The organism is Ruegeria sp. K7, from assembly GCF_056531785.1.
The window spans coordinates 1-22,914 of sequence record NZ_JBQFMJ010000017.1 but is presented as its reverse complement, the minus strand read 5'-3'; the positions used below and the strand labels follow the sequence as shown (position 1 = coordinate 22,914).

The following is a 22,914-nucleotide window of genomic DNA, read 5'->3' as shown; positions in this document are numbered from 1 at the left end:
CTCATATTCCCGAGGCTTCACAAACGACCGGGCGATCATCGGACCGCTCGGTCGGTTTCCAATCATTTGCCAGACTGGGCTGCGGCAATTGCCGCGCGGGCTTTGTCGACGAGGGCAGCACCATCAATGCCCTTCTCGCTCACCTCGTCAATCCAACGCTGGACGATCTGTTCGCTCACGGCGTTGAACTTGGCCGCTTCTTCGTCGGACAACACGATCCGTTCTACACCTGCGGCCTCAAGTGCCTCGGTGCCGCTTTCTTCGAAACCTTCCCAATTGGACCCGACCTCGCGCGCGACATTGGCGCCTGAATTGGCGTCGATAACGGCCTTAAGGTCATCCGGCAGCGCTTCGTAGGCGTCTTTGTTCATCGCCACCATGAAGGTCGCGGTGCCAAAGCGGTCTCCGTTCGGCAGTTCCGTTATGGACTTGTCCAGTTCCTGCAATTTCAGGGGTCGCACGATTTCCAGCGGGATCAGCGCGCCATCCACAACGCCTTTCGACATGGCTTCGGGCAAGGCTGGCACGGGCATGCCAACCGGTTCCGCACCAATGCCTTCGATCACCCACGCGCCCGTACGGCTGGGGGTCCGCAGCTTCATCCCCTTTGCGTCTTCCAGAGTGCGCACCGGGTCGGACGCCGAATGTATGACATTCCCATCATGGGTGTGCAGAAAGATGACGTGGACGTCATCGAAGTCTTCCGCGAGCATCTCCATCGAGGCGTTCATGGCGACCGTTGTATCCGTCGCAGAGCCTGCGTGTACAAGCGGCAGCTCGAAAACTTCGGTGCGCGGAAAGACACCCGGTGTGTATCCCAGGACTGTCCAGACAATATCGGCAGACCCATCACGCACTTGGCTGAACAGTTCAGGTGGTTTGCCACCCATCGACATTGACGGGAAGATTTCAATCGCAATCCTGCCATCGCTGTCGGCAGTGATCTTATCGGCCCATGGCTGCAGCATGCCTTTGTGCGCCGCTGCGACTGGCGGCAGGAAGTGATGCATCGTCAGCGTCACTTCCTGGGCCAGGCTGGCTGTTGCTGAAACGGCCAGGGCGGCCAGTGAACTCAGCAAGGATTTCCTTATGGTCATGATTTCTCCTCCTCCGTTGTGTCGTGATGGCGCAGTTCGGTGTTTGGCGTTCGGCGCGATGTCTGCCTCGCGCCTATTCCCGCACCCCCATTGAATCAATTTGCGCGCACAGGGCATTCGCTGCAGAAAGCGATCTGGCCGTGCACCTGGCCATGTTTGGCAACAGCATCCATTCCAGCGACCAGGCGCTTCCTGAACGTTCCTGTTCATGCACAAGCGCCTGATGCATCCCGGATACTTGCGTGGCATTGAAGCGCGCCAGCGTCACCAGCAATTCGGCAAGAATTGGGTTCTGTTTGTGCGGCATGGCTGATGACCCACCGCCGCCCGAAAGCTTGATATCGTCGACACCTTGCTGCGCCATCAAGCAGATGTCTTGCCCTATTTTTCCAATCGAACCGGAAATAAGCGACAACAGATTTGCATAATCGGTGACGGTTGCGCGATCTGAATGCCAGTTGCGGCTGGGTGGGCGCAGCGACAACGCTTTGGCAACAAAGGCTGCCAGGTCGCGATGCTTTTCACCAATGGCCTGTCCATCCCCGACTGCCCCGCCCCATTGTAGGCGCTCGACACTCTTGCGCATCTGTTCGATGCGATCGCCGTGCTCGATCAACGGCGCTTGCCAGTTCTCGATCCGGTGCCCGATCGAGATCGGCAATGCGGCCTGCATCCGTGTGCGGCCCATCATCTTGTTGCTGCCGAACCGCCAGCCCAGACTACCCAATCGCTCGGTCAGGGTCGACAGGCGATCCGCGATCAGATCTGAGTTTTCGCGCATTGTCATTGCCAGCGCTGTATCCATCACATCCTGTGAGGTTGTGCCGGTATGGATCGCACCGTCCAATTGCCCGGCCTCGGCCTTCAAACCACGCACAAATGCAGGAATTGGCATCCCGTCTTTCAAGGTTCCGGCCTGCAAATCCCGAAGGTCCGGATTGGCGCGCTCAATCAACTCGGCGGCGGCCCGGGCCTGGTCCTCCGGCACGACGCCAATGGCGCCAAGCCCGCGGGAATAGGCGGCTTCGAAGGCAAGCATATGGGCCAGCGTGCGTTCGGCTGACCAGATCGCCTCGGCGTCCTGATCGCCAAAGAGGCCCGACAACCAAGGGTGATCGAACACGTCACTCATGCCATAACACCTAACAGTGCCCGGATCTGACCCGCGACAAATCCCGGCGCTTCGACGCATGGCAAGTGCCCGACATCCGGCAAAATATGCCGCTCTGCGCCTTTGATGAGGTCGGCCAAAGCCTCCACAAGTTCGGGCGGCGTTGCCTGATCTTCACGCCCACCGATACAGATGGTGGGTACTCTGATCTGGCTGGTTGTTTCGGCAAGGTCCGCATCCCGAATGGCCTCGCAGGTCGCGACATAACCTTCGGCAGGTGTGCGTGTCAGCATGTTCCGGTAACCGGCCACGGCATCGGGGTGCTCGGCTCGGAAACGGTTGGAGAACCAACGTTCCATTACCGTGTCGGCGATGGCATCGATACCGGCTTCGCGCACAGCCTGAATGCGCGTATTCCAAACCTCGTCATCCCCAATTTTCGTGCCGGTATTGTTCAGGATAAGCCCGGCCACAAGATCGGGGCGTCGGTTGGCGACGCGCTGAGCGATCAGTCCGCCGACCGAAACACCGCACAGAATTGCATTGCGCCAACCCAACATGTCCATCAGATCCGCAACATCTTCTGCCAGCGTATCAATTGAAGTTGCGGCGCAATCCGACAGGCCATGCCCGCGCTTGTCCCAAAGAAGGCATTCTGTCTTGCCCAGACCTGCCGCGACTTCCCGCCAGATGCGATAGTCCGTCCCCAAAGAGTTCAGAAAGACAACAGGCGTTCCGCCGACACCGTGGTTTACCACTTCATAGTGCAGGATTACGTCACGGGGTCTGGCGAAGCTCGGCATCAGGCGGCGACCTCTCGCAGCCCAAGGATCGCACGTGCCTGCTCGACAGTCGCGACGGGGCGTTCGTGCGTTTCGCAGATTTCGACGGCTCGACGAACCAGGGCTGCATTCGACGGGGCAAGCGTGGTTCTATCCAGGCGCACATTGTCTTCAAGCCCCGTTCGAACATGCCCGCCGGAAACAACGGACCACTCGTTCAACACGATCTGATTTGCCCCGACGCCCGCCGCACACCATGGCACATCCCCCCAAAGGCGTCGGACTGTGTGCACGTAGAAATCGAAAACCTCACGATCAACGGGCATCGCGTTTTTCACGCCCATGACAAATTGGACATAGGGCACATCCTTGATTTGACCTGCCTTATGCATTTTGGCCGCCTGAAAGATATGAGACAGGTCGAACGCCTCGATCTCTGGCCTGACATCGTATTTCACCATCTCGCTGGCCAGCCATTCGACAAGATCAGGTGGGTTTTCATAAACGCGGGTCGGAAAGTTGTTCGATCCGACGGACAAGGACGCCATGTCCGGCCGCAGCGGCAACATACCACCACGGGCGGAGCCCGCCCCGGACCGCCCGCCCGTCGAAAGCTGCACGATCATGCCGGGACAGTGGGTTTCGATCCCTTCTTTCAACGCGGCAAAAAGATCGGGGTCCGAAGTAGGTTTGCCTTCCTCATCGCGCACATGGCAATGGGCGATGGCAGCACCGGCCTCAAAAGCCTCATGTGTGCTTTCAACCTGTTCCGACACGCTGATCGGAATAGCCGGGTTGTCCGCCTTGGTCGGAACCGAGCCGGTGATTGCCACGCAAATAATACACGGGTTTTGTTTTGTTTCGTCAGACATCGAAGAACACCGTTTCATTTTCCCCCTGCAAGCGAATGTCGAACCGATAGCCGTCCGGGGTTCTTTCAGCTATCAGGGTTTGCCGCCTATCAACCTGTTCGATCAGATTCAGAACCGGATCAACCGAATTGGCGGCCTCTTCTTCCGGGAAATAGAGCCGCGTGTTCAACCCAACATTTATGCCGCGGGCTACCAGCCACAGGTTGATGTGCGGAGCCATTGGCCTGCCGTCCCGATACGGAACAGAGCCGGGCTTGACTGTTTCAACGATCCACTCTCCGGATTCAAAATCGGGTATGATACGGCCCCATCCACGAAAACCGGGCTCGACCTCGCCCTGCCCGGGGTAAATCCCCTTGGCATTGGCTTGCCAGACTTCGATCAGAACATCCTTGACCGGCGCGCCGGTGCCATCCAGCACCCTGCCCCGAATGGTGATCCGCTCACCTACGGCCTGCGCGCCGACAACGTCCCGGCCCAATTCCTGCCGGTAAATGTCAAACCCTGCATCCCCCGGGGCCAGGCCAATGTGAACGTAGGGTCCGGCCGTTTGCGATGGGGTTTCTTTCAGATAGTCGAGCTTCTGAACCATGATCAATTCCCGTCCGGTCGATTTTCGAAATAGGTCGATCGGTGACCGCGCAGCACGATGTCGAACTTGTAGGCAATACTGTCCAGCGGAACCGTCGCGTTCAGATCCAGCGCGGCAACCAGTTGATCAATCGCTTTTTGATCCGGAATCGTGTTCACGATCGGACATTTGGCAATCAGGGGGTCGCCTTCGAAATATAGCTGTGTGATCAGCCGCTGCGCAAAGGCTGGGCCGAACACCGAAACATGAATATGCGCCGGCCGCCAGCTGTTGACCCAGTTGCGCCACGGATAGGCCCCTGGCTTGATCGTTCTGAAAGTGTAACAGCCATTCTCGTCCGTCAGCGTACGGCCACACCCTCCGAAATTGGGATCAATCGCTGCCAGATAGGTGTCTTTCTTGTGGCGATAACGGCCCCCTGCATTGGCCTGCCAGATCTCCACCAGGGCATTCGGAACCGGCCGTGCGTTTTCGTCCAGAACCTGGCCATGGAGGATGATACGCTCGCCGATCGGATCGCCTGTCTTGGCGTAATTTCGGATCAGGTCATTATCCAGCGGGTCCAGATCACCATGGCCGAATGTCGGTCCCGCAGCCTCGCTCAGCGAAGGTTCCAGCGACAACAGGGCATTTCTGGGCGAGCGCGACACACTCGTCTTGTAATTCTGGGAAAAGGCAGGCGGGTGCCATTCGCGGTCCCGCTGGTACAGGTCCATCGGCCTGGTCATTTCACCTCTCCCTCCATTTCGGCAAATGTCTGTTTGGCCAGCTTCACGGCCTGGTTTGCGCAGGCGACACCCGCATAAACCGCCGCATGCATGAAAGCTTGCATGATGTCTTCCCTCGAGGCACCTGTATTTCTGCACGCCTTCACATGCATCGGGATCTCTTCGAAGTTCCGCGTGGCCGCCAACAGGGCAAGCGTGATCATCGAACGTTCGCGCGGTGTGATCGCATCGTTGGCCCAAAGGGTGCCCCACGCCGTTTCAGTTATCATTTCCTGGAACGGCGCATCAAAGGCGGATTTCTGTGCCTCCGCCCGGTCCACATGCACATCACCAAGCACCCGGCGCCGGACTGACATTCCCGTGGTATAGCGATCCGTCATCGTTATCTCCTTGGCTATGCCCATCAATATGGCAAACCGACGTAGTTTTCAGCCATCGCCCTTTGGGCCGCCGTGTTTGTCCGCAGGAAGTCGATCTCGGCCTGCTGCATCTTAAGGTCAAATTCGGACTGATCCGGAAACCGGTGCAGCAGCGATGAAAACCACCAGCTGAAGCGTTCAGCTTTCCAGATGCGGGCCAGCGCATTTTGCGAATAACTGTCGATTCCCCGGGTGCAGCCGTTTTCGTAGAAGTCCCTGAGGGCGTTGTACAAGTAGTGTACGTCCGAAGACGCGGTGTTCAGCCCCTTCGCTCCGGTCGGCGGCACGATATGCGCGGCATCGCCACAAAGAAACAGCCGCCCCCAGCGCATCGGTTCCGTCACGAACGAGCGTAGCGGCGCAATCGATTTCTCGATCGACGGTCCCGTCACCAAAGCATCGGCGAATTCGCGCGGGATACGACGCTTGAGCTCGGCCCAGAAAGACGCGTCAGACCAATCTTCGGGTTTGTCGGACAACGAACACTGAATGTAATAGCGGCTAAGAGACTCGTTGCGCATGGAGCACAGCGCAAAACCACGGCTCGATGAAGAATAAATCAGTTCTTCGTGGACAGGGGGCGTCTCAGATAAAACGCCAAGCCAACCGAATGGATAGACTTTTTCGTATTCGCGGCGCACATCCAAAGGAATGGTCTGGCGACTGACGCCGTGGAACCCGTCGCAGCCAGCCACGAAATCGGTATCCACACGCTGCTCCTTACCGTCGACCGTGAATGTTACAAACGGCGTGTCGGTGTCGGCATCATGGATCGTGACATCTTCCACGTTGAAAACAATCCTGCCGCCTGCGGCTTCGCGGGCAGCGTATAAATCGCGCGTCACTTCCGTCTGGCCATAGATGACGACAGGCGTGTCGGTGTGTTCGCGAAAATCGACGCGAAAGCACTCGTCATCATAAGCAATCAGCGTGCCGTCATGTTCGAAACCTTCGGCATGAAGGCGGTCGGCGACACCGGCCTCTTCCATCAGGCCGACAAATCCCTTTTCCAATACTCCTGCGCGGATGCGGCCGAGGACATATTCCTTGGTCTTTCTCTCCAAAACGATGCTGTCTATGCCGTGGACATGCAGAAGCTGCGACAAAAGCAAGCCTGACGGTCCGCCACCGATGACCACGACTTGTGTGCGCATCTGTCCCCTCCTCCAACTTCGACCAGATTGCACTACGGTTTTCGTTATGTAAAATGACGTTATGTCCCATTTAGTTTCCAAAAATGGAAAGTGATGATCGATCGCAGGCTAAAAGTCAGGCACATCGAAGCCTTCGTTGAAATCGTGCGGCGACAAAGCATGAAACTTGCGGCCGAGAACCTGAATCTCAGTCAGCCTGCAATCTCGAAAACCCTGAAAGAGCTGGAGGACATCACCGGCACCACCCTTCTGGAGCGCAACAGGGGTGGCATTACACTGACCGTGGCCGGGGACGTGTTCTTGCGACACGCAACAAGTGGAATGACAGCCTTGGACATGGCGATGAACAGCGTCGCCGCGATCCGCAAGGGAGATGCCGGTTCGATTTCCATTGGCGCCCTGCCCAGCGTTGCCGCCCGGTTACTGCCGCATGCGCTCGAGATCTTTTCCCAGCTTTCGCCCGACACCATTCCCCGGGTCGAGGACGGCCCCCATGGATATTTGATCGATCGCTTGCACGCGGGGCAGTTGGAGCTTGTCATCGGTCGGCTGGGAAAACCAACGACGATGAAGGATATCTCGTTCACTCAAATGTATATCGAACGCGTCGCAATCGTTTGTGCGCCCGATCACCCATTGGTCCATGCCCAGAACCTGAGCGAGTTGTCAGACTATCCCGTTATCTATCCGCCGGATGACTCGGCGATCCGACCGCTGGTCGACCGGATGATGATCGCCAACGGTCTGAGCAGTTTTCCAAGAATGATCGAATCCGTCTCCGCAGCGTTCGGGCGGCAGGTTGCGCTTGCCGGCGGTGCCGTATGGATCATTTCAACGGGCGTGGTCGCCGCAGACATCCAAAGCGGACGGCTAAAGGCGCTACCGATCGATACAAGTCTGACTGCGGGGCCAATTGGCATAATGGCCCGGGCGGACAGTGAAATGTCCCCATTGGCAAGTCTGTTCCGGCAAGCATCTGTTCGCGCTGTGAGCAATCTGAACCTTGCTTAGTCATCAGGCAATTCCAGATGCGGATCGACGGCAGCGAGGCACCCAACCTTCAACTGTGCGTTTCCCGGCTGTCCTTCGGGGCCTGTTCCCGGTCGTTCATTCCGTAGTCCCGGATCACACCGGCAACGCGCAGGCGATAACCTTCGAAAATTCCGTCTCGGCCCATGGCCTGTCCGGCCCGGTGACGCGGCAGATTGCGCCAAGCTTCAACAGCCTTCTCATCCCTAAAGAATGAAAGCGACAGCAGTTTTCCGGGATTGGTCAGGCTTTGAAAGCGTTCGACGGATATGAACCCATCCACCTGCTCCAGCAGCGGCTTCAGGTCTGCGGCAACGTCCAGATAGTCCTGTTTTCGCCCGTCGGCGATTTCAACCTCGAAGATGACTGCAATCATGCCAGATACTCCCATTCTTTTTCGGGCCAAAAGGTTCCCGGCGGCAGGTTTCGTTTTCCGAAAACGTCAGTCCCGATGCGAAGCATGGTTGATCCTTCCTGAATAGCAATCTCAAGATCCGTGCTCATGCCCATCGACAGGTGGCGCAGGTCCACGTCGTCTATATCTTCGGATGTGATCTTGTCCCGCAACAGGCGCAAGTCGCGCAGACTATCGCGGGACAGAACCGGGTGCGGGGCCAGCAAACCAACCGTCATCAAGCCCCGCACCCGCAGGTTGGGCAGTGCAGCCACGGCACGGGCGAATGATATGGCGTCGGCTGGATCCATGCCGAACTTGCTGGCCTCGCCCGATGTGTTGAATTGCAGGAAAACATCTAACTCCCGTTCTCGAACCTCGCACAGGCGATTCAGCTTTTCGGCGATCGACAGCCGGTCGACGGATTGCACGTAAGTGACATGTTCCAATGCCTTACCCGCCTTGTTCGATTGCAGGTGCCCTATCAGATGCCGTTCTATCCTGTGCCCGGCCAGAGCCGGTGATTTCTCGACAAGTTCCTGCACGCGGTTCTCGCCGGTCAGGAAGGGGCCGTGCGCCATGGCTTCCAGGATCCGTGCTGCCGGTTGCGTCTTGGTCGCCAGCAGCAGCGTCACCTCCGCCGAGTTTCGGTTGCAGGCGATACAAGCGCGGGTGATCCGGGCTTGCACCGCCGCAAGGTTCTCGGCAATCCGGGTCATGTGCTGACCGGAACAGCCTTGCGTTGCTGCGCGCCGCGTAATGCCGCCATGGTTGCCTCGATCCCGGCCAGGGCGGCCACCAGGATCAGAAGTGCTAAGTTGCCCAATTCGACGATCATCCATCCCGCCACCAGCGGGAAGCCGAAGATGCCAATGAAGTAAGAAAGAGCGAAGAACTGAAGTGTCTGGGGCAAAAGGTCCTGGTCGGCATCATTGGCTGCCATCGCTGCCAGGATCGGATAGCTTACCCCGTAACCGATGCCGAACAGGAAGGCGACGACCAGATACATCTGGACATTGCCGCCGATCCCCATGAACAGCACAACGGACCCGAACATCACGTATTGCAGGGCGGCGATCGTCATGTAGGGATTGCGCCCGCCTTTGAACCGCGCCAGCGCCACCCGGAACAGCACGACAGTGACCGTGTAGATTAGGAAATAATCGGCGTAATCCAGTCCACGCTCATCCGCAAAGACGGTCTGAAAGTTGTTCATCCCGGCAAAGACCGACGCGCCAAGGCAGACCATGATCACCGGCAGTCGCGCACGCGAGCGCATGATAGCGGCGACGCCGGCCAGCGAGAGGGAGGAGCGCAGCTCGGGGCCGGAGCCCTCGGAATGAGCGCGAACAGGCTTGATGAGGGCAAAGAAGATAGCGCCGGCCAGTGCGCACAGTGCGGCCGTGACAAAGAATGCGGTGTTCACCGTCATGCCGGCTTTTTCCATCATCGACGCCATGACCGGCGACAGGCCGAACCCGGCCATCAAGGCGACCGACAGAATGGCAAAATAACGAACCCGTTCAGCGGTCGTGACCAAGCGGGTCAGAACGATGGGCGACAGCGCGTAGGTCAGTCCCCAGCCAAAGCCGATCGCGATGCTGGCAAAGATCAGAAGCGCCCCGACACCTTCGGCGAGGCCATAGGCGGTCAGCGCGGCCGCGATGGACAAACAGGCCACACCAAGCGTGCGCAGGCGCCCGAACCTGTCTGACAGATGACCGGCATAATAGACAGTGATCAGCGTGGCGATGGTGGTGACGAACAACGTTACGCCCACCACTTTCTCATTGGCCCCAAAGGTTTCGAACAGGCGCGGCAACATGAACGTGAGGCCATAGGCACCCGCCTGAAGGAAACTGGCGGTGTAAAACAGGGCGAACATGGTCAGTCGGTTCATGCGACGTCCTCCGTTTTGTAGAATTTGGAGCGTTCCAGCGCGATCAGGTCCGAGAGCTTCTGGTGCTGTCGGCCACCTTCATCGAAGTTTTCCGGTGCAAGCCACGTCTGGAAACCACGCTGGACGGGTTCCCATTCCCGATCCAAAAGCGCATACCAAGCGGTGTCACGGTTGCGGCCCTTGTAAGTGGCTGCCTGTTGGAACACGCCTTCGAACCGAAAACCGAAACGCTCTGCCGCTGCCCGAGAGGGTGTGTTCAACGCGTCGCATTTCCATTCCAGGCGGCGATAGCCCAGTTCGGTCATGGCGCGCTGCATCATCAGGTATATCGCCTCGGTCGCAACCCTTGTGCGTTGCAAGCCGGGTGCGAAAGTGATGCCGCCGATCTCGATCACGCCATGTTCGGGCTGGATGCGCATAAAGCTGGCAATCCCCGACGCCTTGCCGGTTTCCTGATCGATCACAGCAAAATAGGGTTGCGCGTCAACGCCGCTGGCGCCTTCGGTCCAGGCCCTGAGACTCGAAGCCGTGTTGAACGGTCCAATGAAGTTGTAGGTCCAGATTTTTCCCGAACGATCCTGGCTGAACGCCTCGAACAGTTCTTTTGTGTGCGTCAACGGATCCAGAGAGATCAAGCGCGCATAGCGCCCGGCCATTCCCTTGTGTCCGGGGTGCTCGGCGCCTGCCCACTTGGGCAAGGCCATGCCGATCGACTGACCGTATTCATTTCTACGCACTGTCATGGCGGCGTCCTCAAGGTGTTTTTGGTCGGGAATGGATTGTCATGATTTTGGATGTTTATTAATGTCCAAAATCGGCAAAAATGAGCATACCAATATGAAGCAAACACCCTGGCTTGCCTTTTCCATCGACCGGTCCGCAAAAACACCGGTCTTCGAGCAGATCTGTGCTGCTATCCGAGACCTCGCCATTTCCGGCGATCTGGCCGAGGGTTCGAAACTGCCGCCAACCCGCGTGTTTGCCACCGAACTTGGTGTGTCGCGTTCGACCATCGTAACAGCCTATGAACAACTGGTTGCCGAAGGCTATCTGAACAGCCTGCAAGGGTCAGGCTACACCATTTGTGCCTTGGGTGAAGTTGAATTGACCAAGTCAGGCAATCGCACAGGGACCCGATCCGCTGATAAACAGATCAAAACCCCGATCCCTTTCGAGGCCAGCTATCCGGACATGCGATTGTTCCCGCACCGGCAGTGGGCCAAGGCGGTTGCCCGCGTCTGCCGAACAAATCCCGAGGCCATGCTGGTCGGGAGTTCCGGTTTTGGAAACAGCGATCTGCGCGAAGCCATCGCCGCACATGTATCAGAGTGGCGTGGGATCGATGCCTCGCCGCATCAGATCATCGTAACCGCCGGCTCAATCGATGCAATCGAGATTTGTTTGCGCAGTCTGGTTGGCAAAGGCGAGATCGTCGGCCTGGAAAACCCGGGCTATCTGCCCGTTCGCCAGCTTGCCGACGCCCAGGGGCTTGCGCCAACTTATCTGGACGTGGATGAAAGCGGCGCCCGTTTGCCCGAACAGGGCACCGTGCCAAAGCTTGCCGTGTTGACTCCGTCTCATCAATACCCGCTTGGTGGGGCCATGTCGCCAAGCCGTCGGCTGGATTTCCTGGCATGGGCGCAAAGAAATGACGCGTGGGTTCTCGAAGACGACTACGACAGCGAATTCCGGTATGCGGGCCGTCCGATCCATGCCATGGCGGGATTTGATAGTCTGAACCGAGCAATCTATGTCGGCAGTTTCTCCAAGGTATTCTCTAATTCATTGCGGTTGGGATATGTCATCGTCCCCGAGGTCCTGATCGACCGTTTCCGAACAACGTTGAGGCGCTTCGGGCTGAAAGCGAGCTATATGCCCCAACAGGCGCTGGCCGAGTTCATGAAGTCAGGGGAATTTTACCGACACTTGCGCCGGGTGCGTCGGATATACGATGACCGGCGGAAATATCTTCTGGAACGGCTCAAGCACGATTTCTCGGATTATGGGCACTTCATCAACCACCAGGCGGGTATGCAGGTCGTGTTGCACCTCAACGATGGCTTCGAAGATACCGAAATTTCCATGCGCGCATCAGAGATGGGCGTCACAGCGCAGCCGCTATCACGGTTCTCAGTCAAAGGTTCGGCCCACAATGGCCTGATCCTTGGCTTTTGCGGGTACTCCGAGGAAGAAATGGATTCGGCATTGGCCGCGTTAAAAACCTGTTTCATGAGGCGCAAAGCCCGCCAGTGACCGTCCGTTCGCTCTGCAAAGCCTAAAGCGCAATCCGTGCCGAATTTCGAGTGAACGATCCTGTTGTTCGATGCGCAGACCCTCACTTTGCTTAAGATCGGCAGGCTGAGATCCACACCCTTACTCAGAGTCCGGAACTTAGCGCGATGGTCTGATTCCGCCCAAAGGCAGTCACAGCATGTCGCTAAACCACTTGCTTCGATCTATTCTCTTGAAAATCCAAGTTCCAATAGGTCAATCTCGGCAACAAGGCCAATCCGGCGCGCACAACAAGGGACCCTGAATGCGGCTGATCAGGATTTGTTTGATTGCAGTAGCGGTGATCGCAATCGCCGTAGTCGGGTTAAGACTGGCGTTTCCGCTTCCTGAAGAGAACTTCTCTGAGCGAACGCTGAAGCAAGATGCGGACTGGACCGGACCCTTGGGGGAGACGATCAAAAACGCTCTCGAACGGAATCCCGGGCGGGACGGAATTCGGCCTTTGGGCAATGGGCGCGTGGCTTTCGCGGCCCGGGCCATCCTCGCGAGAGAGGCGGTTTCCTCAATCGATGCTCAGTACTACATCTGGCAAGATGACGTCACGGGCCTGATGCTGCTGGATGAGCTTAGGTCGGCGGCCGAGCGCGGCGTGCGGGTCAGATTGCTGGTCGACGATAACGGCATATCCGGAACGGACAGTTATCTTGCCGAACTCGATGCCCTACCGACCGCAAATGTGCGTATTTTCAATCCGTTCACGCTGAGAAACCCAAAACTCCTGTCATATGCTTTTGACTTCGGCCGCCTGAATCGACGCATGCACAACAAATCAATGACAGTGGACGGTGTGGCAACGATTGTCGGGGGCCGCAATGTCGGCGACATATACTTCGATTACGGCGCTGGAACCCACTACCTGGACGTGGACGCGATAGCCATTGGTCCGATCGTGGACGAGGTTTCGCAATCCTTCGACTCATACTGGAACAGCGGTTCATCCTACGACGCCGACCTCTTTCTTGGGCCTCCGGCGGAACAAAGCCTTCAATCCACGGCCGACGCTGCGCGACAGACTGCCGTTGGCGCGGGCTATCAAAAGGCAATCCAGGAAAATGCGCTGACCGACCAAATAGCCGCACATGATCTGAAGTTCGAATGGAGCGAAATCACCCTTTTTGCTGACGACCCGGCAAAAGGCCTTGGCGAAGTCAAAGGCGAAGACCTGATCGTGGAACGGCTGATCGAATTCGCGCAAGGCTCTGAAACCTCACTGGACCTTGTGTCGGCGTATTTTATTCCCGGCGAAAGAGGCGCTGACATTCTGGAAGGGTTGGCGAAGTCCGGCGTTAAGGTCCGCGTTCTGACCAACTCGCTGGACGCCACGGACGTCATGCCGGTTCATGCGGCCTATATGCGATACAGGGATGGCCTGCTGAACAGCGGTGTCGAGTTGCTGGAACTTCGGGCGTTACGGCAGGAACATCGCGACCGAAGCCTGCCCGAGATACTGGCCGGTTCAGCATCGGGATTACACGCGAAGGTCTTTGGGTCGGATGGAAAGCGGGTCTTTATCGGTTCCTATAACCTTGACCCTAGATCTGCGCGTCTCAATACCGAAATGGGATTGCTGGTCGAAAGCCCCGCGATTGCAGCGTCGCTTGCCGATCAACTGAACAGGCCCGAATTCGCGTACCGTGTTGAACTGGCCGACAACGGTGAGGTGATCTGGTTGCAAGAAGAAAAAGACGGGACAGTCACTGTTCACACGACGGAACCGGAAACCAGCAGCTTCCAGCGCGCGATGACGGCGGTCGTAAGGTGGCTGCCGGTCGAGTGGATGCTCTAGTTACCCTACTTTGAACAGTCAGGTGTTTACGAGCCGTCGTTGCTTGCGATAACCGGACTGAGGGTTCTGATCCCATAGGCATGTTCGACGCTGCTCTGGTCAAAGATGCGGATAACGCCAAGTTGCTGTTGGAAGAACATGCCTCTCTCACTCTGGAGGCCATGTGGGCGGACAATGTCCGCTGTGATTTTGCAGGTTCCCCTTCCTCAACATCACTCATTTTGGAAGACGGCGCGCACATAGCAGACCGAAAAAAAGCAACAGTTTGGCCAGGTCGCGCTCAATGCTCTCCGCTTAGTAGGGGCAACCGCCTTGATGGTGGACATTTCGCTGCACAAGCTCCTTGTAAAGCTCTCGGATGCGATGTGTCATTGGACCGGCACCTTCATGTTCACCGATCTTTTTCCCGTCAATTGACGCGACGGGTGTCTGGGCGCCGAAAGTACCTGTCAGGAATGCCTCGTCGGCACCATAGGCTTCGTAGAGCGAGTAGTTCTTTTCGAACACAGGGATGTCGTTAGCATGGCACAGGTCGATGACCTTTTGGCGCGTCACCCCATTCATGCAGTAGTCTCCGTTGGATGTCCAAACCTCGCCACGGCGCACAATGAAAAAGTTGCATGCATTCGTGGTGTTCACAAAGCCATGAGGGTCCAGCATCAGGGCTTCGTCGGCACCCGCCTGCTCGGCCTGCAAACATGCGATAACGCAGTTCAGTTTCGAGTGGCTGTTATACTTGGCGTCCTGGCTCATCGGCAGGCCACGCACCTGAGGCACGGTGGCCAGCCGGATGCCCTGGCTCATCAGGCTGTCCACCGGCTTCGAGTGCTCGACGATCGCAACTACCGTTGGCCCGGAACGTGACAACCCCGGATGCTGAAACGGCTTGTCCTTTGGACCACGAGTCACCATGAACCGGCAATGCGCGTCCGTTGTCATACCGTTGGCCTTGGCGGTGTCGTTCAGCGCCTGCAGGACCTCGGCCTTGGTCATGCCAACATCAATCGAGACGGCCTTGCAGCTGTTAAAAAACCGATCCATGTGTTCGTCAAAAAACGCCCATACACCGTCATAAAGCCGCAGCCCCTCCCACATCCCATCACCCAGCATGAAGCCGGAATCGTAGACGGACACCATCGCTTCGCTGCGCGGTACGATCCTGCCGTTGAGAAAGATCTTGATGTCCCGATTGCGCAGATCTTCCTGCGCGTCATGGGTGGAATGGCTCAGGGATTGCTCGCTCATATCTTCGCTCGTAGCTGGACGCTGGGTTTAGGTGGTGCAGAGGCGGCGATAGCCGCCGCCCCGGTAAAGGTGGTTAGTTTAACAACCCGACTTCGCGGAAATAGCGCTCTGCACCGGGGTGCATCGGAGCGGACAGTCCGTTTACGACCATCTCCTCTTTCTTGAGGTTGGCAAAGGCCGGGTGAAACGACTTGAAGGCATCAAAGTTGTCAAAGACCGCCTTGACCATCACGTAGACGGTTTCTTCCGGCACGTCCGAGGATGTCACGAAGGTGGACGGAAGACCGAAGGACGGAACGTCTCCATCTACGCCGCGGTACAGACCACCCGGAATGGTGACGTTACAATATAGGGTTTGCTCTCGACCAGAGCCTGCACGGCTTCGCCTTCAACCGGAATGATGTTGATGTCGCAGGTTGTGGTGGCCTCCAGAACGTTGGCCACCGGGTTCCCAGCAACCATCAGAAACGCCTCGATGGTATTGTCGCACAGCGCTGCGGATTGTTCTGCGGACTTCAATTCGGTGACCAGCCCGAAGTGATCCATGTCCCAACCCAACGCGTCTACCAGAACCTCTGCCGTCCCTCGCGTACCAGAGCCGGGATTGCCCAGGTTGATGGTCCGACCGCCAAGATCGTCCAGCGACTCGATCCCCGTATCCTTGCGCGCGGCGATGATGACCGTATCCGGATGCAGCGAAAACAGGCTGCGAAGCTCAGAATCCGGACCATCTTCTTCGAATAAGCTGGTTCCGTTCAGGGCGTGGAACTGCCAGTCCGATTGCACAATGCCCATCTCCAGTTCACCTTCACGCATCGTGCGCAGATTGTAGACCGAACCGCCGGTGCTCTCGACCGAGCAGCGAATGCCGTGCTCTTTCCGTCCCTGATTGACCAGCCGGCAGATACCGCCGCCAACGGCGTAATAGATGCCGGTAACACCGCCCGTGCCGATGGTCAGGAACTCTTCGGCTTTTGCCGGAGCGTCCGACAGCAGCGCAGCAGCGCCAATCACCGCAAGCCCCGAGTGCATTTTCCGTTTGAGTACGCCGGTCGACAACATGAATTTCTCCCTTTTCACCTGTTGCGTCATCCCGGTTCCGGACCGGATGAACTGTTCTTGCCGATGGGGTGGGCAATCGCAGCCAGGTTTCGCGCTTTTCGAATCCCCACCTAGCATGACACTACAGCAGGATTTTTATATTGTCGACAATTTGCGTTATTGTCGACAATATTGCATATTCGAACTAACTCAAGTTTCCAAACACCGCAGCCAGCCATCGAACCGGAATAGAAAGCTCAGCATCGGTCATTTTTCTGGCTATCCTGGCTTAAAGAAGTAATCTCGCCTTCCACCCATCGGGTGTTCCATCAACGGGATCGAAATGACACGGCAAGCATCCTCACCAGAGAAATCCGGCGACACGCTGAAAGACAGAACACTGGAGCGCCTCCAGAAACTGATCCTGACCGGCAATCTGGATCCGGGTGCAAAGCTACTGGAAACACAAGTTGCCGCCAATTTGGATGTAAGCCGCGCGACGCTTCGCGAGGCCATGGTTCAATTGAGTGAGATCGGGCTTCTGGTCTATCTGCCTTTCCGCGGAACCTTCCTGCGTACACTGGATCCGGTTGATCTGGATGAAATCTATTCGTTTCGCACCGGGCTCGAGAAGATGGCCTTCCAGTTCTGCTGGGACAAGCGCGATCTGATCAGCCTCGCCGACCTGCAGATGCGAAACAACAAGCTATGCGATTGTATCTCGAACAATGATCCATACGGCGCGATCATGGCCGAAATGCACCTTCATTCTTGGTGCTACGAACTGTCGGGGCACACCCTGCTGTTGCAAAGCTGGGAACGTCTGAAACCCAACCTGCAGTTTTACTTTGCCATGCATCAAAAGGCGCATGGGCGTGGCGGCCCGCTCCATGAGTCCCACGACAAGTACATTCAGCTTGCCAATGGGGACAGCCTGGATGATATGCTGGACCACCTTGAAGACCACATGCGACAAGGCCTGGAAAATACGATGAAGTTTCTTGATGAACGAAACGTTTCGTAAGTCAGGCCATAGCTCTCCCGGGGATTGAACAAACACTGCACGCCCTTTGAGTCGCACATCTTGAGATTCGCGCCACTTCCCGAACCGATCGTCCGAGGATGCAAAGGGGCCTTGGTTCAAGCCTCGCAACCGTCAATGCATCATGGGAACAGTCCAAACCGGCACGCGACGTTTGTTGTCAGCGCGCCGGCATCTCACGGCATCAGAAAACGCCATGGGAGGGAGCCTATTTCCTGTTGTGGAAAATGAACCCGATAAAGTTCAGCAACAATTGGGCCGCCAGGATTTGTGTGCTTTCCGAGGGGTCATAAGCAGGCGCGACCTCGACCAGATCGATGCCGACCACGTCGCCGCGTTTGCTGAGGCCCTGCAGGATTTCCAGCACGTCATAGTACTGAAACCCGCCATGGCTGGGTGTTCCTGTACCCGGCGCAATCGACGGGCAGAAAGCGTCGATATCGATAGTGACATAGTACCGGCTGCCTTCCGGGATGCGATCCAGAACGCCTTCGACGCCCAGCTTGCGAACCTGCCTCACCGACAGGATGTCCGATCCGCGCGCCCGCGCATCGTCATACCCCTCTTTCGCGGTCGAGGACACGTTGCGGATACCCAGTTGGGTCATGCCCGAGACATAATCCTTTTCGATGGCGCGGCGCATCGGGTTGCCATGGCCAACGGTGACACCGTGCCGTTCGTCGACGAAGTCCAGATGCGCATCGATCTGAATGACGTGGATCGGGCCGTTTTTGGCGCAGTCGTCCTTATATGCATTGATGCAGGGAATATTGACCGAATGGTCGCCGCCGATGGTGACAGGGATCGCGCCGGCATCGAGGATTTTCCTGACGCCGTATTCGATGTTGGCGTGGCTCTCCTCGGTCTTGGTGTGGATGATGTCGGCGTCCCCCAGATCGACGATGCGAACGTCGCTGCCCAGATAGGTGGCGTCATCCTCGTGATCATAAGCTCCCGCGTGACCAAAGCTGAACAGGGTCGATGCCTCGCGCACCGAGCGTGGCCCGAACCGTGCGCCCGAGCGGAACTGACAGCCGAAATCAAATGGCGCGCCAAGGATCGCCACATCCGCGTCGATTTCGTCCCAGTTCTCGACATAAGGCTTCTTGCCAAAGGTCGAGATGCCGACAAAAGGCAGATTCAGACGACCAGCTTCATAACCATGTCCCGACATGTTTTTCTCCGTTTCTTATGGTTTAGCGATAGGCCAGTTCCGGCAGGAACAGGGCGATTTGAGGGAAGGTTATCAGCAAGCCCGTCACGATCAAAAGGATGATCAGGAACGGGGGTACTCCGCGTACCACCTCGACAAAGGGGCGGCGGAAGACCGCGATGGCAGTGAACAGGTTGCAGCCGAAGGGTGGCGTGGCCGCGCCGATGGCAACCTGAAGCGTGATCAGAACACCGACCAATACCGGGTCGAGGCCGCTGGATTTGATCATCGGCGCAAATATCGGAACCAGAATCAGGATCACCACGATCGAGTCCACGAACATGCAGCCGACGAAGAAGGCCACGTTGATTGCCAGCAACACCATCAGCGGGCTGGCACTTTCCAGACCCAGTGCGGCGATGATCGTCTGTGGCACTTGGGCAAAACTCAGCGTCCAGCTGAATGCCGCGCCTGCCGCAATCAGGATGAAAACGACCGAAGTGATGGCACCGGTGGACAACGCAATATCGAACAGATCACCCACCTTGATCGAGCGGAAGATCACAACCTCCAGCACGACCGCATAGAGCACACAGATCGCCGCCGCCTCGGTCGGAGAGAAGACACCGCCATAAATACCGCCTACGATGATCGCTGGGAAACCCATCGGCCATAGCGCTTTACGCAGGGCGGTAAAACGCTGCGCCCAGCCCTCGCGCGGCAGCACGGGGATGTCACGGCGATAGGCGTAGACCATGCAATAGGCCGAGAACAGCGCCACGATCAGCAGACCCGGCAGGATACCCGCGATGAACAGTTGCGAGATCGAAGTGCCCGACACGACGCCATAGATGATCATGCCGATCGACGGCGGGATCAGATAGGCGAGGTCGGCGGCGTTCACGATCAGACCGATCGAGAAACTGTCGCTGTAGCCCGATTTAAGCATCCGGGGGCGCATCGCGCCGCCGATGGCCACCACGGTCGCCTGTGTCGAGCCACAAACCGCGCCGAACAAGGCGCAGGCCGAGGTGACAGAGATCGCCAATCCGCCCTTGATATGGCCCATGAAGCTCATGACAAGGTCGATCAGCCGGTTGGCAGAATGACCGCGTGTGATGATGTCAGCGGCCAGAATGAACATCGGCACCGCGATCAGCGCAGCCGGTTTCACACCCCCGATCATCTGTTGGATCAGGATCTGCATGTTCATGTCCGGGAAGTAGACAAGGAACCCCAGCACCGCCGCCGAGATCAGCGGCATTTTCATCGGGAAGCCTGCCAGCAGCAGGACGATCATGACGACCAGCATCAACTCGGTCATTTGCCTGCCTCCTTGGAATCTTCGAATTTCTTGATGGCCGCCGCAGTCTCGGGATCTTCGTAGCTGTCGACCTCGAGGTACGAGACGTAGACCTCTTCCTCGGCGAAATTCAGGTTGCGGATCGCGGTCAACAGGTATTGGAACGAGGCCAGCGCAAGTCCGATCACCACCCAGACATAAGTCAGGTACAGCGGCAGCTGCAGCGCCGGAGTTATCCGCCCGCGCGAGGCGACTTTCTGAACATATTCAAGCGCGTACCAGGCCAGTACCGCCATGACGACTGCGGTGGTGGCGGCAATCACCACCATCAAAGCCTTGCGCAGTTTGATCGGCAGAGCGTCATAGATCGCCGACATGCGGATGTGGATACCCTTGCGGGTGGCATAGCCCAGCCCCATGAAGGTGACGATGACGATCAGGAACTCGTTCAGTTCTTCAGAGAAATAGATGGACTGGTTGAACACATAGCGACCAAAAACATTGGCGATTGTGTTCACGGCCATCAGGATGATCCCCCAGCCCAGGATCCAGACTTCGATCCGTCCGATGACGGCGTCGATCTTTCCCAGAAAGCCGAAGGGAGTGGCGGTGCCGCTTTGCATGGTGTCCTCCCTTTGAAAGCCCTCACGCGCAGGGCGCGTGAGGAAGTTTTGTGTGAGTGGTGGGGAGATCAGTTACCCGCAAGCTCCGCCTGCAGTGCGTCAAGCAACTCCTGACCGCGGGAACCGACGGTATCGACATAGGCCGCCGAAGTGTCGGTGCTGCGTGCACGGAACACGTCACGCTCTTCTTCGGTCAGAACAACCAGACCGATGTCGGGCTTGGCTTCCTTGATGATGTCCAGACGCTGCTGGTTAAAGTCGGCAACGACACCGTCGATGAAACCGGTCATGTCCGCCATGGTGTCACGCACCAGTTGCTGACGGTCAGGACTGAGGGTTTCAAACCAATCCGAGCCGGCCACGACAGTGGTGACAAGCTCCTGCTCGCCAGCCCAGATCAGGTGGCTGGTGACTTCATAGAACTTCATCTCTTCGATGGTCGGGATCGGGTTGACCTGACCATCAACAGCACCCAGTTGCAGCGCCCCGAACACTTCGCCAAACGGCAGCGGTGTCGGGCTTGCACCCATGTTCTTGTAGGTTTCCAACAGGATCGGCGACACCATCACGCGCATCTTGAAGTTGTCGAAATCTTCAGGCGTGCGGATCTCGCGGTTGGTGGTCCAGACCTGCGGGCCTTCGGAATACATCGTCAGAACTTCCAGACCGCGCTGGCGGAAATCATCATTCATCGGGCCGTATATGGTTTCCGAGCTGCTCAGGATGTTCGAGATTGCAGCCGGGTCGGACGGCAGCAGGTAGGGCAGCAGGAACACCTGGCTTTCCGGCACAACAGTGCCCAGGTTGCCGATCGAGACATTGGTGAACTGGATGATGCCATCGGCGGCCTGCTCGACTGTTTCTGTCGGCGTGCCCAGCGTGCCCATCGGATAGACGGTCACGGTCACGTCACCATTCGTCGCGGTTTCGATGCGGGATTTGAACTCCTGCGCATAGGCGTCCATGATCGAGCCCGGAATTTCCTCGATGGCGAATTTCCAGTCTTCCGCCAGCACACCAATGGGCGCCAGCCCGAGCAGCGCGGCGGTCGCAGTTGTTCTTAGGGTACTCAGAGTAAAAGCCACGCGAATATCCTCCCGTTTCGCTTAGTCAGTTGCTTCTGAGGGAGATCACATCACGGTTCCTTTCATTAAAAAATATCATACTGTAAATGTTGACATAAGGATTCTTCATGCAATGACCGCGGTGAGGGCTGATCGTTGAAACTGCTGAGAAATACACTTCTGGAGACTTTTGTTGCCGTGGTCGATTGCGGTGGATTCACCGATGCGCAATATGCGCTGGGTATCACCCAATCAGCCATCAGCATCCGAATCCGCGACCTGGAAGCTGCGCTTGGTTACCGGGTCTGCGAACGGGGGCGCGGCGGTTTCTGGCTGACGGAACGCGGCGAGATTGCGTATAAAAAGGCCAAAGACATATTGCGGAGCGCGCGTGATTTTGATGCCGAACTGCTGGGGCTTCGAAATACGATAGCCGGCGATTTGAGGATCGGCGTCGTGGACGCTGTCAACTCGTTGGCCGAGCTGAACCTGGCAGAAGCCCTCAAGCGATTTCTGGATCGGCCAAACGAGGTGCAGTTGGAAGTCGTCGTTGCCTCACCAACAGAATTGACGCAACGGTTGCTGACCGGGGAACTGCATGTGGCAATTGCGCCCTTTCGCAATCAGGTTGCCGAACTGACCTACAACGAACTGTGTCAGGAAGAACATCGGCTCTACTGCGGCCGAGACCATCCATTGTACGACCAGCCCGACAACAAGATCGATCTCGACGTTATCTCCCAACATCAGATTTGCCAGCGGTCCTACGGCATGCTGGTATCGCCAGAACTGCAATCCCAGGAATCCAAAGCGGTCGTGGCAAATATGGAGGCGATGGCGACATTGATTGAAACCGGCCATTTTCTGGGGCCGCTGCCTGTTCACTTTGTGGAAGGCCTTGGGCAAAACGGCCGTCTGAGAGAACTTGCGCCTGAAAGACTGCACTGGACCTCGACATTCTACCTCGCAACGCGATCTTCCAGCCTGCACAGACAGGCAGTTGAACTTTTTGTGGCGGACGTGCTCCGGTCATGCGAGGCGGTTGAAACCTAAATGCACTGGCCGTGTAGCTAGTATTTGGGCTCACCTGCCCCAATAAATGCCGGCACCTGCCGGCTCCAGGACAACGCCTGAGACGTTGAATTTTCAGGCCGGTTGCACCCGGCACATCCGGGCTACATTGCGAAATTCGCCTGAATGAACTAGTGACGCGCCATCTGTAGACATGGTGGATAGCTTAATGAAGATTCTGATCACGGGGGGCGCGGGTTTTATCGGGTCGCGGCT

The 22,914-nt window shown here is 57.3% G+C and carries 22 protein-coding genes and 1 pseudogene; 5 read left to right on the top strand and 18 right to left on the bottom strand.

From position 1 onward, the window contains the following. Positions 1 to 62: 62 nt before the first annotated feature. The 8 genes from ACR0FE_RS20890 to pobA form a co-directional block, all read right to left on the bottom strand. Positions 63 to 1,097 carry a TRAP transporter substrate-binding protein gene (locus ACR0FE_RS20890; protein WP_480915025.1) on the bottom strand — a complete coding sequence of 345 codons (1,035 nt, stop codon included), beginning with the start codon at positions 1,095 to 1,097 and terminating at the stop codon, positions 63 to 65. Between the two features lie 73 nt (positions 1,098 to 1,170). Beyond that, the gene (locus ACR0FE_RS20885; RefSeq protein WP_480915024.1) at positions 1,171 to 2,229 is read right to left on the bottom strand and encodes a 3-carboxy-cis,cis-muconate cycloisomerase; all 1,059 of its coding nucleotides are present in this window, start codon (positions 2,227 to 2,229) and stop codon (positions 1,171 to 1,173) included. Beyond that, on the bottom strand, positions 2,226 to 3,011 hold the full coding sequence (pcaD, locus tag ACR0FE_RS20880) for a 3-oxoadipate enol-lactonase (protein ID WP_480915022.1): 786 nt from the start codon (positions 3,009 to 3,011) through the stop codon (positions 2,226 to 2,228). The genes ACR0FE_RS20885 and pcaD overlap by 4 nt, the downstream gene beginning before the upstream one ends. After that, positions 3,011 to 3,862: a 3-oxoadipate:acetyl-CoA acetyltransferase gene (locus ACR0FE_RS20875; protein ID WP_480915020.1), complete on the bottom strand. Its 852-nt coding sequence runs from the start codon at positions 3,860 to 3,862 to the stop codon at positions 3,011 to 3,013. The genes pcaD and ACR0FE_RS20875 overlap by 1 nt, the downstream gene beginning before the upstream one ends. After that, positions 3,855 to 4,454, bottom strand: a complete 600-nt coding sequence (gene pcaG / locus ACR0FE_RS20870; RefSeq protein ID WP_480915018.1) for a protocatechuate 3,4-dioxygenase subunit alpha — start codon at positions 4,452 to 4,454, stop codon at positions 3,855 to 3,857. Before pcaG ends, ACR0FE_RS20875 begins: the two co-directional genes overlap by 8 nt. 2 nt (positions 4,455 to 4,456) lie before the next feature. After that, complete coding sequence (gene pcaH, locus ACR0FE_RS20865) at positions 4,457 to 5,182, bottom strand: protocatechuate 3,4-dioxygenase subunit beta (RefSeq protein WP_480915016.1); 726 nt, start codon at positions 5,180 to 5,182, stop codon at positions 4,457 to 4,459. Further along, the gene (gene pcaC / locus ACR0FE_RS20860) at positions 5,179 to 5,562 is read right to left on the bottom strand and encodes a 4-carboxymuconolactone decarboxylase (RefSeq protein ID WP_170617270.1); all 384 of its coding nucleotides are present in this window, start codon (positions 5,560 to 5,562) and stop codon (positions 5,179 to 5,181) included. Before pcaC ends, pcaH begins: the two co-directional genes overlap by 4 nt. 23 nt (positions 5,563 to 5,585) lie before the next feature. Continuing rightward, a complete protein-coding gene (pobA, locus tag ACR0FE_RS20855) occupies positions 5,586 to 6,755 on the bottom strand; it encodes a 4-hydroxybenzoate 3-monooxygenase (RefSeq protein WP_170807489.1) in 1,170 nt (389 codons plus the stop codon). 93 nt (positions 6,756 to 6,848) lie between these two features. Here pobA and pcaQ point away from each other — a divergent pair, with 93 nt between their 5' ends. Then, a complete protein-coding gene (gene pcaQ / locus ACR0FE_RS20850) occupies positions 6,849 to 7,766 on the top strand; it encodes a pca operon transcription factor PcaQ (RefSeq protein ID WP_170617274.1) in 918 nt (305 codons plus the stop codon). Between the two features lie 49 nt (positions 7,767 to 7,815). Here the strand turns inward: pcaQ and ACR0FE_RS20845 are convergent, their stop codons facing one another. Genes ACR0FE_RS20845 through ACR0FE_RS20830 form a run of 4 tightly spaced genes read right to left on the bottom strand, consistent with a single transcriptional unit; the run spans position 7,816 to position 10,821 of the window. After that, positions 7,816 to 8,160 (bottom strand): antibiotic biosynthesis monooxygenase family protein, encoded by a 345-nt coding sequence (locus ACR0FE_RS20845; protein ID WP_170617276.1) that lies wholly within the window; start codon positions 8,158 to 8,160, stop codon positions 7,816 to 7,818. Continuing rightward, a complete protein-coding gene (locus ACR0FE_RS20840; protein ID WP_480915013.1) occupies positions 8,157 to 8,897 on the bottom strand; it encodes a YggS family pyridoxal phosphate-dependent enzyme in 741 nt (246 codons plus the stop codon). Before ACR0FE_RS20840 ends, ACR0FE_RS20845 begins: the two co-directional genes overlap by 4 nt. After that, the gene (locus tag ACR0FE_RS20835) at positions 8,894 to 10,078 is read right to left on the bottom strand and encodes an MFS transporter (protein ID WP_480915011.1); all 1,185 of its coding nucleotides are present in this window, start codon (positions 10,076 to 10,078) and stop codon (positions 8,894 to 8,896) included. The genes ACR0FE_RS20840 and ACR0FE_RS20835 overlap by 4 nt, the downstream gene beginning before the upstream one ends. Next, positions 10,075 to 10,821 carry a GNAT family N-acetyltransferase gene (locus tag ACR0FE_RS20830; RefSeq protein WP_480915009.1) on the bottom strand — a complete coding sequence of 249 codons (747 nt, stop codon included), beginning with the start codon at positions 10,819 to 10,821 and terminating at the stop codon, positions 10,075 to 10,077. The genes ACR0FE_RS20835 and ACR0FE_RS20830 overlap by 4 nt, the downstream gene beginning before the upstream one ends. 94 nt (positions 10,822 to 10,915) lie before the next feature. Between ACR0FE_RS20830 and pdxR the strand changes: the two genes are divergently transcribed. Beyond that, positions 10,916 to 12,331 carry a MocR-like pyridoxine biosynthesis transcription factor PdxR gene (gene pdxR, locus ACR0FE_RS20825; RefSeq protein ID WP_480915007.1) on the top strand — a complete coding sequence of 472 codons (1,416 nt, stop codon included), beginning with the start codon at positions 10,916 to 10,918 and terminating at the stop codon, positions 12,329 to 12,331. A gap of 283 nt (positions 12,332 to 12,614) precedes the next feature. Beyond that, positions 12,615 to 14,156 carry a phospholipase D family protein gene (locus tag ACR0FE_RS20820; RefSeq protein ID WP_480915005.1) on the top strand — a complete coding sequence of 514 codons (1,542 nt, stop codon included), beginning with the start codon at positions 12,615 to 12,617 and terminating at the stop codon, positions 14,154 to 14,156. Between the two features lie 294 nt (positions 14,157 to 14,450). Here ACR0FE_RS20820 and ACR0FE_RS20815 read toward each other — a convergent pair whose 3' ends face one another. Continuing rightward, complete coding sequence (locus ACR0FE_RS20815; RefSeq protein WP_480915003.1) at positions 14,451 to 15,401, bottom strand: aminotransferase class IV; 951 nt, start codon at positions 15,399 to 15,401, stop codon at positions 14,451 to 14,453. A gap of 73 nt (positions 15,402 to 15,474) precedes the next feature. Further along, positions 15,475 to 16,433, bottom strand: a pseudogene (locus tag ACR0FE_RS20810) (TAXI family TRAP transporter solute-binding subunit). Positions 16,434 to 16,785: 352 nt separating this feature from the next. Here ACR0FE_RS20810 and ACR0FE_RS20805 point away from each other — a divergent pair. Next, on the top strand, positions 16,786 to 17,466 hold the full coding sequence (locus ACR0FE_RS20805) for a GntR family transcriptional regulator (protein WP_480915001.1): 681 nt from the start codon (positions 16,786 to 16,788) through the stop codon (positions 17,464 to 17,466). 226 nt (positions 17,467 to 17,692) lie between these two features. On the opposite strand, the gene speB is transcribed toward ACR0FE_RS20805, so the two are convergent. From speB to ACR0FE_RS20785, 4 genes are all read right to left on the bottom strand, one after another. After that, positions 17,693 to 18,658 carry an agmatinase gene (speB, locus tag ACR0FE_RS20800; protein ID WP_170617292.1) on the bottom strand — a complete coding sequence of 322 codons (966 nt, stop codon included), beginning with the start codon at positions 18,656 to 18,658 and terminating at the stop codon, positions 17,693 to 17,695. A 22-nt stretch (positions 18,659 to 18,680) separates the two neighbouring features. Beyond that, positions 18,681 to 19,961 (bottom strand): TRAP transporter large permease, encoded by a 1,281-nt coding sequence (locus ACR0FE_RS20795; RefSeq protein WP_170807497.1) that lies wholly within the window; start codon positions 19,959 to 19,961, stop codon positions 18,681 to 18,683. Next, positions 19,958 to 20,563 (bottom strand): TRAP transporter small permease, encoded by a 606-nt coding sequence (locus ACR0FE_RS20790; RefSeq protein ID WP_480914999.1) that lies wholly within the window; start codon positions 20,561 to 20,563, stop codon positions 19,958 to 19,960. Before ACR0FE_RS20790 ends, ACR0FE_RS20795 begins: the two co-directional genes overlap by 4 nt. A gap of 68 nt (positions 20,564 to 20,631) precedes the next feature. Then, a complete protein-coding gene (locus tag ACR0FE_RS20785) occupies positions 20,632 to 21,648 on the bottom strand; it encodes a TRAP transporter substrate-binding protein (RefSeq protein ID WP_480908798.1) in 1,017 nt (338 codons plus the stop codon). 135 nt (positions 21,649 to 21,783) lie between these two features. On the opposite strand from ACR0FE_RS20785, the gene ACR0FE_RS20780 reads away from it, so the two are divergent. Then, a complete protein-coding gene (locus ACR0FE_RS20780) occupies positions 21,784 to 22,680 on the top strand; it encodes a LysR family transcriptional regulator (protein WP_480914996.1) in 897 nt (298 codons plus the stop codon). The last annotated feature ends 234 nt before the right edge of the window (positions 22,681 to 22,914 follow it).